The organism is uncultured Kordia sp. (assembly GCF_947489565.1).
Taxonomy (GTDB): Bacteria; Bacteroidota; Bacteroidia; order Flavobacteriales; family Flavobacteriaceae; genus Kordia.
Map to the genome: position 1 here is coordinate 11,720 of NZ_CANLEA010000010.1, position 12,997 is coordinate 24,716.

The following is a 12,997-nucleotide window of genomic DNA, read 5'->3' on the forward strand; positions in this document are numbered from 1 at the left end:
AAATCCGAAAAGAGGATACCAAATTGCTATGAAATATATTACCCCATTATTACTCATATTAATTTGCTTTGGTTGTAGTGACTCCCAAAAAACAAGCACGGAAGATATCGTGTATTTTGGTGGAGAAATTATCAATCCAGGTGACGAATATGTGATTCTATATCATCAAGGAAAGTTCGTAGACTCTCTGAAACTGGACGATAACAACCGTTTTATGGGTAAATTGAAAAACCTTAAAGACGGACTTTATAAGTTTTATCATTATCCAGAATATCAATATATTTATTTAGAAAAGGGCGACAGTTTGTTGTTGCGTTTGAATACATTTAAGTTTGATGAATCTTTAGTTTTTACCGGAAAAGGTGCTGAAAAAAATAATTTTTATATTGAATTATATCTCTTAAATTCTAGTCACGAACGACCAATTTATCAATACACACGATTGGATAGTGAAAAATTTCTTAACAAAATAGATTCGTTACAAGACATAAAACTTGAAAAACAACGCAAATTTTTAGCGGCAAATCCAAATGTTTCTCAAGGATTTAAAACATTTACAGATAAAGCAATTCAATATAGAAACTTTAGATATCGTGAAACCTATCAAAATAGATTTTACAATCGTAAGAAAAAAGATTCTTCCTTAAAGATTGTAGATGCTTTTTATAAGTATAAGTCGAAGGTTGATATGAACGATTCTACCATGAGTTATTATCGTCCGTATGCGCGCTACATCATGCAATACATCAACAATTCATCATATAGTGAATGCTTGCAAAAGTCGTGGAAAGGCAATAAACCTATCAATACTTCTTTGACATATAATAAAAATAAATTGCATCTTATTGACAGTTTAGTGACGTATCCGTATTTGAGAAATGAATTGCTTCGTTATACTGCCTATTCATATTTTAGAAACAATACTGAAAACATCATAAAGAATAATGAGTTCTTTAAAATGTATCAAACAGTAGCGACAGATAGCAAGTCGAAAGAAGAAATTACAAGTTTACACAACGGAATTAAGAGTTTACAATCTGGAAATAATTTCTCCAATCAAATTTTTGTGTATGACGATAAACACACGCGCATTCCAGTAAATCGTTTAAATTCTAAGCGCGGAAAGACACTATTTTACTTTTGGACTTCAAAGCAAAAGCGTCATAAGCGATTTATTACAGAAAAAATAAAAAACATCGCAAAACAACATCCTAACTTAAATATTGTAGGGATTAGTTTGGATGAAGATCACAAACGTTGGAAGAGAGAAGTAAAAGAATTCGAATTTCCTAAGAGCAGACAATACCGAATTGGAAAAAGAGAAAATGTAATTCGCGACTTCGCTTTGATTAGCATTAATAAGCTCATTATCACCGATCGTAGTGGTAATATTATAGATGCATTTGCTAATATTTATGACACTAATTTAAACGATCAATTGAAATAATCACACATTTTCAATCACATCTCTACTTTAGATTAAAATAATAACAAGTGTTAACGTGATTTAGTTACTCATACTATTTCTATACATTTTGTTCTATACATTGAATTCTAAAGTCAGTAGATACTATAAAACATACACCATTGTATAACAAAAAAGCATCTTAGGAATTCCTAAGATGCTTTTTGTTTGTATTTAAAATGGTTTCAACTAGTGAACTGTCACTACCGTTTCAGCTTCAATATTGGCAGATGATTGTCCTGCAAATACTGTAAATTTTCCTGCATTAATCTCCCAATCTCTGGTGTCTGCACTCCAATATGAAAAAGATTCAGGAGTCAAATAAAGATCTACTTGCTTTTTTTCTCCTGCTTTTAACCATACTTTTTGAAATGCTTTGAGTTCTTTTACTGGACGTGTTACCGTTGCATTTTGTTCTCCTACATAGAGTTGAACTGTTGTTGCGCCATCTACTTTACCTGTATTCGCAACTTCTACCGTAACCTTTAGTGTTTCCGTTTTTGCAATTTCATTGGAAGAAAGTTTTATGTTGCCCAATGCAAATGTTGTGTACGACAAACCGTAGCCAAATGGAAATAAAGGCGCAATCTTTTTTGTGTCATACCAACGATATCCTACCAAAACTCCTTCTTTATATTCTACATTATATAAAAGGTCTTTTGCTTCATCAATAGACGTATCAAAGCTCCAACGATTCAATTCAGATTCTGGAATGCTTGTGTCTAAATATTTTTCATGATCACTTAAAAAAGCAGTGTCTTCCGACACATAGCCGTAAGCTGGCGAATCTTTAAATTCTTTTTCAATACTCATCGGTAATTTACCACTTGGATTGGTGATTCCCGTAAGGATTTCTGCAAGTGCTACATTACCAATTTGTCCTGGATACCAATTATAAACAATGGCTTTTACATTATTCCAATCGCTCATTCTAATTCCGCTTCCAGAGTTGACAACCACCATTGTATTTGCATTCAATGTTGAAGCTTTTTGAACTAATTCTTCTTGCTCAGTAGTAAGTGCAAATCTTCGGTCGCAACCTTCCCAATCCCATGTTCCAACACTGACAATGACAACATCTGCATTTTTCAGATCGTCCTCAGTAGCTTCTGGTTTGTATTCAAGATTTGGATATACTTTTTGCAAAGCATCAAGCATCGTTACTTTATTATAGCCTTTTACTTCTCCTGATCCACCACCATAAATAACCTCATCGATATAAATTCCGGTAAGTAGTATTTTTTTATTGCTGTCTTTCGAAATTGGCAATACATTGTTTTCATTTCGTAATAATACAATTCCTTCACGAGCAGTTTTTAACGCTACTTGTTCATGTACTTCAAACTTTTCTAAGTATGTCGTGTCTTTTATCGGACCATCCAAATATCCCATCTGTGCGAGCGTTTTTATAATTCTGCCACACATTTTGTCTATTTTTTTGATATCTACTTCTCCTTTTTCAACATAACTCTTCAAATTTGCCATCGATTCGCCGCCTGGCATTTCCAAGTCTTGACCCGAATTTACCAACGCTTTACAGTCGTTAATACTCCACCAATCAGACATCACTAAACCTGAAAAACCTAGTTTTTCACGCAACAAATAGTTGATTACAAAATCATTTTGTCCAGCCCATTCTCCATTAATTAAATTGTAAGAAGTCATCACAGCCAGTGCTCCGGCATCTACTCCCGATTTAAATGCTGGCATGTAAATTTCGTGCAGTGTTCTTTCATCTACGATGGTATTGGAAGCTCTACGTCTGTAATCTGTATTATTGGCAACAAAGTGTTTCAAAGTAGCAATTACGCCTGTATTTTGAACACCAACTATATATTGTTCAACCATTCTAGCTGCCAAATACGGATCTTCGCCCATGTATTCAAAATTTCTACCATTCTGTGAATTTCTGTAGATATTCATTCCTGGACCTAATAATACACCAATACCAGCGGCTTTACATTCTTCGCCAATACTCTTTGCATACGTACGCGCAATTTTAGGATTCCACGTAGCCGCTAAACATAAGGTATTCGGAAAAGCAACAGATTTTGGTAATGCGTATTCAGATAAGTCAGATCCCAAGAAAGATTCGCGAATGTGCACTCCTTGCGAAGCATCTGTCAAATAAATATCTGGCATTCCATATTTTTCAAATCCTTTTATAAAAAAACCATTGTGTCCTTTTATCAAATCCAGTTTTTCATCTGTAGACATAAGCGCTACAATAGAATCGGCTCTCTTTTGAGCAGTTTCTTCAGCTATAGGTGATTCAAATTTAGGTTTGGATTCAGATACAATATTCATTACAGGATTCTTTTTTTCAGTACAGGAACTGAGGATAATTAATAAACAAAGGGAAAAATAAAGTTTGTAGGACTTCTTCATTGTAAAAAGTTTTTAAGGTATGGCTTTGTAATTCTTGGTCAAGATTGATACAAGTATAAGGAAAAACTACCTATGAAAAATGTACTATAATGACTAAGAATGATCAAAAATTGTCAAAAATACTTTTACACTAGTCAATTATTTTCTAGCAGATTATAAAGACCAATAAACATGAATATAAATTAACCATTGAAGTGTCAAATCTCTGTATTTACATTACAAAAAATCCTATAAAAAAAAGCGTCTCGGAAGTATCCAAGACGCTTTTGTATATCAGTAATTGAAACTTGAGTTTAGTTTCCTTTTTTATAATCTGCTAAGAATTTTTCCAAACCGATGTCTGTTAAAGGATGTTTCAATAAGCCTACAATCGATTTTAATGGTCCTGTCATCACATCTGCGCCAATCTTAGCACAATCAATCACATGCATCGTATGACGTACAGAAGCGGCTAAAATTTCCGTTTCAAACGCATAATTATCATAAATCATTCTAATTTCTGCAATTAGGTTTAAACCATCTGTAGAAATATCATCCAAACGACCAATAAATGGCGATACATACGTTGCTCCTGCTTTTGCAGCCAATAAAGCTTGTCCGGCAGAAAATACCAACGTTACATTCGTTTTGATGCCTTTATCAGAAAAATATTTACACGCTTTTATACCATCTGCAATCATCGGTAATTTTACCACAATTTGCGGATTCAAAGCTGCCAATGCTTCTCCTTCTCTTACCATTCCTTCAAAATCTGTTGCAATTACTTCCGCAGAAACATGTCCGTCTACAATCTCGCAAATGGCTTTGTAATGATTCAAGATATTTTCGGCACCAGTAATTCCTTCTTTTGCCATTAGTGACGGATTTGTAGTTACACCATCTAAAATACCTAATGTTTGTGCTTCACGAATTTGATCTAAGTTAGCCGTGTCAATAAAAAATTTCATTTGTTATCTATTTTAATATATGAAAGTTGTGTTTTCTTTTTTGGGCGTTTTTACAGGCTATTCGCTATATCTCCCGAGCAAATCGGGAGGATGTCGCTACTATCCTGAACGCAATTTGGCGTAAAATTACAATATTAAAACATGTGATAATCAACTTGTGTCACAGAATAGTTCGTGAGTTATTAACATTTTCGAACCAAAAACCACAGGAAACATTTATAATTTTATTAGTACATTTAAAATTTATATACAAGCTGTAAAACGAACCAACCTCAATACCATATTATGTCAACTTCAAACGAAACTAGCGGTCAAGCATACAAATTTGGCCCACAAGTATCTCCAGAATTTAAAGGATTATTCAAAGTTTTTGCTGCAGCGGCAGGAACAGCTGTCGCAGATCAACTAACAGCTTTAGATAGTGAAACGAATGCAAATGCATCCAAAAGCAATTCATTTATTCATAGCCTTTTCCTGTCAGTAATATATCGGCAATATCTGTCCAAAAATAGTTTTCTTCTTCCATGTTTTCCTCAGTTTCATGAGCTGTAGAAACGCTATCTTTATAAAAACGCTCCCATCCTGACACCACTTCAGCAATATCAAAGTTATACCATCGTGCTCCTGATGATGACGAGATTCCAAGTCCACGATAAGGATCTTTTAAGACTTTTTCGCCAAGCCTTCTTAAATCAGCACTAAAAAACCGTATCAGATTTTTAGTAAATTCCAATCTTTCTTCATTTGACATGTCATCATAATTCACAAAAAAATCTATTTCTACAAGATTGTTCCAGTTATTATCAAATTGAATTGGTTCAGAAGTGAATGACATTTTAAAAATGTGTAATAATAGCTTTGCCGTTACTTTTTCAGTAGCGTTCAATTCTACTTGAAACAATAATTTTCTATAATATTCTTCTATTGGAATACTAGTTACATCCTCAGCATACACTATTGTTTCAAGTCTTTCCAAAAAAGTATCGTACTTCATAGTTTTGAACATTCAATTGTAGTAATAAACACCAAGATACATAAAGTTCATCTCATTCCTTTTAGATTCTTTTATAGACAGTCAAAATACACACATAACAACGCAATGGTATCAAAGAAACCATGCACAGCTACCGCGAACCATAAATCATACTTTTTAATATAAAATATAATGGCAATCAAAGCACCAATAACTCCAGTAACCAGCTGCCCAGTAATTCCTTGATACGCATGTAAAAACCCAAAAAAGCAAGCAAATACAAGAATGTTTATGACAATACTGATCTTACTTTCTCCAAAAAGCTTTACAAATTGTCTCATAAAATAACCGCGGAAAACGATTTCTTCTCCAAATCCTGCTGTAATCCATATATACACAAGGGCAACTAAACATGCAGGAAGATTTCCTTTGAAGTCTTCAAAACCTGAATAATCTAATGGAACGCCTGTTACTTTTGTGAGTCCTGGAACTAATACAAAAGCATAAAATAAAAACAATATACCTGCTACCAATGGTGCAAAAAATAATATGTTTTTTAGTGTAAATTTTTCACGTCGAAATCCGAGCGAAGAAAATAGTTTTCCTTTGTATTCTACATAACTTGCCAGTATGGTTACCAACGCTGCTACCATCATTGTAAAATATCCCAAATTTAGAGGTACAAACCATATAAAGGTTGTTAAAATAATTGTGATGAAAGGAATTAATGCTTGTTTTAAAGTGATTTTGTTCATTGTTTTTCGATTTTAATTTCAAAGCGAAATAATGAACTATATCTCTGATAATCCCTTTAAAAACCTATACTTTTACTGAATGGTTGCAAATTTACAACTGAATAGTCGCTTGTTTTTTCATGTCTTTTGTTCAAACCAATCCATAAACGGTTTTCGTTTGTAGCGACTGATGTTGATTTCTCCAATTTCTGAATTTTGGATCGCAGATTTTAATCGAACTAGAAGCTTTCCATTTTCTATTTTTTCAATTTCATCAATGGAATTTATATGAACAATAATTTGCCGATTTGCTCTAAAAAATAATTGATCGTTGACTTTTTCTTCCAAACCATTCAAGGTAAAATCGGTCGTAATGGTTTTACCATCATTTTGCACGGCATACACGATTTTGTTTTCGCTATAAAAACACGCAATATTTTCATACGTAAGCAAGGTCGTTTTTGCGCCATGTTCTATAGCAATTTCTGCATCTTTGATAGACAGTTTATACAAATCGTATATATCAAATGCATAGTAGGCACTAACGGCAAGAGCACTCAATAAAAGTGTAAGTAGCAAACCAATTAGGAAATAATAAAAATCAGGTTCTCCGCCACTCAATGGTGTTAATATTAAATATATAGGAATGTAAATTAGAATGATATATAACAACGTAGAGAGTAAAAATTTTACGATGGTAACGATCTCTATCTTTTTGCTAAAGTATTTTTTCTTGTAGTATTTGAAATTGAAATGCGCTATGAAGCCAATGATTGTTCCTAAACCAATAGAAGCCAAAAAACCTTCCCAAGGAAAGACATAGGACTCACTACCTGGAAAATTTTCGCGCGTCATCAAATGATTTACCAATAATGAAAAAACTACTAGGATACTCATTTTTTGTAGCCAGCGCCACGAAAAATTATGTATCAGTTTATGAATCAGATTACTAAAAATATTTTTGTTGTTTTGTGTTGTACTCATGAATGAGAAATCCCTTTTTTCATTGGGTTCAAAAGTAAAATAATTTTCTTGACGAATGAATTTCGATACGTTTTTAAAGGAAGTTTTTTATGAAAAAAGCCTGCATTACACAGGCTTTCCAATACAAATTTCAAAGTATGCTACTGCTTATTCTTAAAAAGACAGTAGTATGATGTAATTGTTGAAACACAATGATTATATTGTTAATTCAAAGTACGCGAAAACTTGTGAGAATTTTACCGTAATATGTATAGATGTCACAGTAATTTGTAATGTTGGTCATTATTTTTTGTAGATCGCTTTGTCTATTAACTTCAAGTATAGTTTTTCTACTTTCTCGCGTGCCCAAGGTGTTCTTCGTAAAAATTTTAAGCTCGATTTTATAGATGGATTGCTTCTAAAGCAATTGATTTTAATTCGTTCGCCCAATTCTTCAAAACCATAATGGTCAACTAAAGTTTCTACGATTTCCGCCAGTTTTATTCCGTGTAGCGGATTGTTAGGTTGTTCATTGCTCATTGTTTGGTTTTTCGTTTGTAAGTATATTGAGATGTAATTTCTTTATTATTTTCTTTAAAAGACAGCGTATCTTTATTTATAGATGTAATTTTATACTGCATTTTTCCTATGGTAAGCTCATCGCCTTCTAGTGTATAAGTAGCTTCGAGTAAAAAGTCTGCAAATTCTATTACTAAAATATCATCTTGTTTGAATGTAAATACAACGTTTTTGTCAATTAAAGGATTTGCTAGTTCACTTTTTAATTCTCCTGTAATAGTTTCCAATTCCCAAGTGCCATAAATTTCTTTTTTAAAATTTGTTTGTGCGGTTGTGATATGAATTCCGATTACCAAAAAAAATAAAAGCTTGATACGCATCGTTGTTTGTCTTTATAAATTTAATTGCCAATTGTTCTAATGATGAAGTCTTCATAACTTTCTCCTTCTGTAGTGTCCAAATCAATTTGTGGACAATAATAGATTCCTTTTGCACCTACTTTTATTGCGTGTTGCTGAATGGTTTTTACATGCAATGGATGATGAAAAATTTCGCCCATATTCTCTGGAATACCACCCGAAGAAGTATCTGTTTGTAAATAAAACACTGGATCATCTGCCGATAACATTTGCAGCATGTTGGTCTTTTCTAGGTACTTTTTTGTGGTTTCAGAAGTTAAATCTGTACGCGTATCTATTCCATAATACAATAAAATACGATGTTCTTGAATCAATTCTTCCAAAGAAGTTGCTGTAAATCCATCTTCTTGAAATGATGCAAATACGGTTTGATGCCATTGGGCAATATCATAATTGGCTTGTGTTGAAATGCCAACAAACCCTTTGATCCGTGTAGATTCACTCTCCAATGAGTTTTTACCAGCATCAATCGCCATATCATCTTGAAAAGCAATCCACATAGCAGCAGCCGAACCTGCCGAACTTCCATACAGCATTACGTTTTCTTTGTCAAAATGCAAACTATCTGAAAAATAACGCATGTGTTGCAACGCACGTTTTACATCGTGTAAACTATTGAGAATTCCTTGATTGTTATGTGGATCTACAAATCGGTAATTGATCGTAGCAACCGCAATATTTTTTTCTAACAGTCTATCAATAAATCCGCGATAGCGATAAGAATCATAATATTTAGATTTATCTCCGTTGACAAATCCGCCACCATGAACTAATATTAGTAAGGAAGAAACTTTTTCCGTATTAGGTTTAAAAAAGTCATATCTATTTCGTTTGTCATCACCATATATAATATTTGGATGAAAACTAACCGAATTTAAAGAAGTAGAAATAGGTGATTCAAATTCCTGCAAACCCTTTTCTATATGCTGCGAAGGAAGAGAACTTACTTCTGGAGCACAAGCTACTTGCAGTATGCATACAATGAGCAGCAATATGCGAAGTAGGATTGAAGGGAAATCTTTTGCAAGCATATTATTTTCTATTACTTTCTTGGAATTCGTTTGATAATTAATCGTATTTGTCCCATATGATTCGCTTGATGTTCCATTACATGATACCAAGCCCAATGATTGTTCATGCTGCTTCCTTCTACTTTTGCTTCAAACCATGCATCATTTTTGGTTTTTAATAATCGTAATGTTTCTTTACGCACTTCATCCCAAATATCGAGATAATAACTAATTGGCTTGTTTACAAAGGTTTTTCTACCATTTTCACCTAAACCTAATGCTGTTTCCCATTCTTTTTCACTTCGATTAAATCCTCTATTTTCAAATGTATATAGTTGGTAATATTTCTCCGTAGCTGCCAAATGGTAAATCATTGCTCCTATCCTATTGGCGTCTTCATCTAGCAGAAAGTCTGTTTCTTCCTCAGATAAATTGGCAACACTATACGTAACACGACTTTTTAAGTCTTCGAGCATAGACACCATATTTCCAATCTGGGTATCATAGCCCGATTTAGCTTTTATTTGTTGTGCCTGTAATGTAGGCGAGCAAATACCAATTAATAGTAAGAAAATAGAGATTGGTCGTGTGTATGATTTCATCAGTAAAAGAATTTCGTTAGTATATTTTACTGGAAATTACTGAATTCTATGATTATTTTGGACTAATTAGGAATAAGTTTAAGAATTATTAACGTTCCTTATTTTAACTTATAATGATTCATTAGCATTTTTTCATACACTTTATCCGGCAAAGCACGCTTTAATACAATAGAAAACTTCTGCATAAACGCTCCGACTTTGTAGTGAATTTTAGGTTTTTTGGTTTCAATAATCTTTAAAACGGAAGTTGCCATGATTTTTGGATCCGATCCGCCATCTACATGTTCGTCCATTTCTTTAAGCATGTTTCCATACACTTCTTTATACGGAGAATCGTCATAAACTGGCGTATGATAACGTCCTGCGGCAATATTGGTTGCAAAATCACCTGGCGCAACATTCGCAATTTCAACACCAAACATTTTTACTTCCATACGCATGGCTTCTGTCACCAATTCTAAAGCACCTTTGGTTGCTGAGTAAATTCCTCTATACGGCAATCCCATATAACCTGCAATAGAAGTCACATTGACAATATGACCACTTTTTTGTTTGCGCATTTGTGGCAAAACTGCTTTCATTACAGCAATTGGACCGTATAAGTTGGTTTGAAAAGCTTTGTGGATTTCTTCGTCTGGAGTTTCTTCAATAGGACCTGTAATTCCAACTCCTGCGTTGTTGATTAATATATCCAAACGACCTTCTGCTTCTATAATCGTAGCCACTGCTTTTTGAATAGTTTCCGTGTCACGTACATCCAAAGCAATGAGTTTAAAAGCTGTAAAATCTTTGAATTTATCGGGGTTTCTACTTGTACCATATACAGTATAGCCTTTTTCTGCTAATAAGATTCCTATAGATTTTCCAATTCCTGATGAACCACCAGTAATCAATACAACTTTTGACATTCGTTTAATTTTTGGTTAATTTTTTACAAATATGCTTAAAAAAAAGGAGAAATAAAGCCTTGACTTCATAATCGAGATGAACAATGTAAGACTTGCTATCTTGTATTTATAGAACCTTCTTATAAATGATTTGTGAAGTTGTTTTGGGATCGTTGACTTTAGGGCATAAAAAAAGGCAAGCTACCTACATCACACCGCTACGACCGTATACCTTTGCTGCGTTCCCGCCCTGGAGGATTAAACAGGAGCTGGTTGTGTAGGACTTGCCGCTGCAAAGATAAAATGTTTTTACATTTAAGCAACCATTTTTTGAACTGATTTTAATACTTTAGCTCAATAAAAATATTGCATTCCTATGAAACTTTATAAGATATTCATAATCACATTTTTAAGTTTAACTATTTTTTCTTGCGGAAGCGAAAAAAAACCAACTCCATCCAAGTTTTCACTGAAAATAGATGGAAAAACGGATAAGTTTCAACTAAGTTCCGCTATAAAAGCGACTTTGATCAACGTAAATAATGGTCCTGTTGAGTCTGTTTCGTATACTTTAAACGATCAAAAGTTAGAAAATTCTAGTGCAGATCCTTCTGTTTTAGAAACTACAATTCCTGCAGATATGTTGTTAGGAAAACAATTATTGAAAGCTACAGTAACCTACGGAGGCGGAAAAACGGCACCTGTGGTGAAGAATATTATTGTTTTATCAAACAGTAAACCTAAGATTTACACTTATAAAATTGTCAATACGTATCCGCATGACAACAAAGCCTACACTCAAGGATTGGAGTTTTATAGAGATACACTTTTTGAAAGTACAGGACAGCGTGGACAATCATCACTTCGTAAAGTGAATTATAAAACAGGAGAAATTTACCAAAAAATTGATTTAGATCGTCAATATTTCGGTGAAGGTATTACAGTCTTAAACGATACTTTGTATATGCTGACTTGGCAGGCAAATAAAGGGTTTGTTTTTAATCCTGATAATTTAAAAGAGATTCGTACTTTCTATTATCAAAAGAGTAATCAAGGTTGGGGATTGTGTACCGATGGTGAAAAGTTTTATAAAAGTGATGGAACTGAAAAAATCTGGATTTTAAATCCTACGACATTGAAAGAAGAATACGCAATTCAAGTATGTGACAACAAACGTACGTATGTAAAATCGAATGAATTGGAATATATCAATGGGAAGATTTATGCAAATAGCTATCAAAAACCTAGTATGATGATCATTAATCCAAAGAATGGTGCATTGGAAGGTATTATTGATTTTAGAGGTTTGAAAGAGAAAACAACGGTGCTTCCTACAACCGATGTTTTTAATGGTATTGCGTACAATCCTAAAACGAAAACATATTTTGTTACTGGAAAATACTGGGATAAAATGTTTGAAGTTGAGATTATGGAGCGATAGGTTTTTTTAGACTTCTTAGATTTGCTTTGCTCTTAGATTTAGTAGACACAGCTTCGCCTTTTTGTATTTTGGTTGGAATACGTAAACTATTAAACTTATAAACACATAAACTTCTTAGACTTCTTAGATTTGCTTTGCTCTTAGATTTATTAGACGCAGCTTCGCCTTTTTGTATTTTGATTATAATACGTAAACTCTTAAACTTATAAACACATAAACTTCTTAGACTTCTTAGATTTGCTTTGCTCTTAGATTTATTAAACGCAGCTTCGCCTTTTTGTATTTTGGTTAGAATACGTAAACTACTAAACTTATAAACACATAAACTTCTTAGACTTCTTAGATTTGCTGTGCTCTTAGATTTATTAGACACAGCTTCGCCTTTTTGTATTTTGATTACAATACGAAAACTACTAAACTTATAAACACATAAACTTCTTAGACTTCTTAGATTTGCTTTGCTCTTAGATTTATTAGACGCAGCTTCGCCTTTTTGTATTTTGATTATAATACGTAAACTATTAAACTTATAAACACATAAACTTCTTAGACTTCTTAGATTTGCTATGCTCTTAGATTTATTAGACGCAGCTTCGTCTTTTTGTATTTTGATTATAATACGTAAACTCCTAAACTTATAAACACATAA

General features: G+C 33.2%; 13 protein-coding genes and 1 other RNA gene. 2 read left to right on the plus strand and 12 right to left on the minus strand.

Annotation, left to right across the window (positions count from 1 at the left end):
* The first annotated feature begins 28 nt into the window (after positions 1 to 28).
* The gene (locus Q0845_RS14430) at positions 29 to 1,447 is read left to right on the plus strand and encodes a thioredoxin-like domain-containing protein (protein ID WP_298514498.1); all 1,419 of its coding nucleotides are present in this window, start codon (positions 29 to 31) and stop codon (positions 1,445 to 1,447) included.
* Positions 1,448 to 1,654: 207 nt separating this feature from the next.
* Here Q0845_RS14430 and Q0845_RS14435 read toward each other — a convergent pair whose 3' ends face one another.
* From Q0845_RS14435 to ffs, 11 genes are all read right to left on the minus strand, one after another.
* The gene (locus tag Q0845_RS14435; protein WP_298514501.1) at positions 1,655 to 3,772 is read right to left on the minus strand and encodes a glycoside hydrolase family 3 protein; all 2,118 of its coding nucleotides are present in this window, start codon (positions 3,770 to 3,772) and stop codon (positions 1,655 to 1,657) included.
* A 374-nt stretch (positions 3,773 to 4,146) separates the two neighbouring features.
* Positions 4,147 to 4,800 carry a fructose-6-phosphate aldolase gene (gene fsa / locus Q0845_RS14440; protein WP_298514503.1) on the minus strand — a complete coding sequence of 218 codons (654 nt, stop codon included), beginning with the start codon at positions 4,798 to 4,800 and terminating at the stop codon, positions 4,147 to 4,149.
* 457 nt (positions 4,801 to 5,257) lie between these two features.
* Entirely contained in the window at positions 5,258 to 5,794 is a 537-nt protein-coding gene (locus Q0845_RS14445) for a hypothetical protein (RefSeq protein ID WP_298514505.1), read from the minus strand.
* Between the two features lie 71 nt (positions 5,795 to 5,865).
* Positions 5,866 to 6,528, minus strand: a complete 663-nt coding sequence (locus Q0845_RS14450) for a type II CAAX endopeptidase family protein (protein ID WP_298514508.1) — start codon at positions 6,526 to 6,528, stop codon at positions 5,866 to 5,868.
* Positions 6,529 to 6,645: 117 nt separating this feature from the next.
* A complete protein-coding gene (locus Q0845_RS14455) occupies positions 6,646 to 7,404 on the minus strand; it encodes a LytTR family DNA-binding domain-containing protein (RefSeq protein WP_298514510.1) in 759 nt (252 codons plus the stop codon).
* A 369-nt stretch (positions 7,405 to 7,773) separates the two neighbouring features.
* On the minus strand, positions 7,774 to 8,010 hold the full coding sequence (locus Q0845_RS14460) for a VF530 family protein (protein WP_298514512.1): 237 nt from the start codon (positions 8,008 to 8,010) through the stop codon (positions 7,774 to 7,776).
* Positions 8,007 to 8,369 (minus strand): hypothetical protein, encoded by a 363-nt coding sequence (locus tag Q0845_RS14465; RefSeq protein WP_298514514.1) that lies wholly within the window; start codon positions 8,367 to 8,369, stop codon positions 8,007 to 8,009. The genes Q0845_RS14460 and Q0845_RS14465 overlap by 4 nt, the downstream gene beginning before the upstream one ends.
* Positions 8,370 to 8,389: 20 nt before the next feature.
* Positions 8,390 to 9,439: an alpha/beta hydrolase gene (locus Q0845_RS14470; protein WP_298514517.1), complete on the minus strand. Its 1,050-nt coding sequence runs from the start codon at positions 9,437 to 9,439 to the stop codon at positions 8,390 to 8,392.
* A gap of 11 nt (positions 9,440 to 9,450) precedes the next feature.
* Positions 9,451 to 10,020, minus strand: coding sequence for a DinB family protein (locus Q0845_RS14475; protein WP_298514519.1), 570 nt, complete (start codon positions 10,018 to 10,020; stop codon positions 9,451 to 9,453).
* A 98-nt stretch (positions 10,021 to 10,118) separates the two neighbouring features.
* Positions 10,119 to 10,928: an SDR family oxidoreductase gene (locus Q0845_RS14480; RefSeq protein WP_298514522.1), complete on the minus strand. Its 810-nt coding sequence runs from the start codon at positions 10,926 to 10,928 to the stop codon at positions 10,119 to 10,121.
* 170 nt (positions 10,929 to 11,098) lie between these two features.
* An RNA gene (gene ffs, locus Q0845_RS14485) (signal recognition particle sRNA small type) lies at positions 11,099 to 11,197 on the minus strand.
* Between the two features lie 86 nt (positions 11,198 to 11,283).
* On the opposite strand from ffs, the gene Q0845_RS14490 reads away from it, so the two are divergent.
* Positions 11,284 to 12,348: a glutaminyl-peptide cyclotransferase gene (locus tag Q0845_RS14490; RefSeq protein ID WP_298514525.1), complete on the plus strand. Its 1,065-nt coding sequence runs from the start codon at positions 11,284 to 11,286 to the stop codon at positions 12,346 to 12,348.
* Here Q0845_RS14490 and Q0845_RS14495 read toward each other — a convergent pair.
* Positions 12,335 to 12,721: a hypothetical protein gene (locus tag Q0845_RS14495; protein ID WP_298514527.1), complete on the minus strand. Its 387-nt coding sequence runs from the start codon at positions 12,719 to 12,721 to the stop codon at positions 12,335 to 12,337. The two genes, Q0845_RS14490 and Q0845_RS14495, sit on opposite strands and share 14 nt — an antisense overlap.
* Between the last annotated feature and the right edge of the window lie 276 nt (positions 12,722 to 12,997).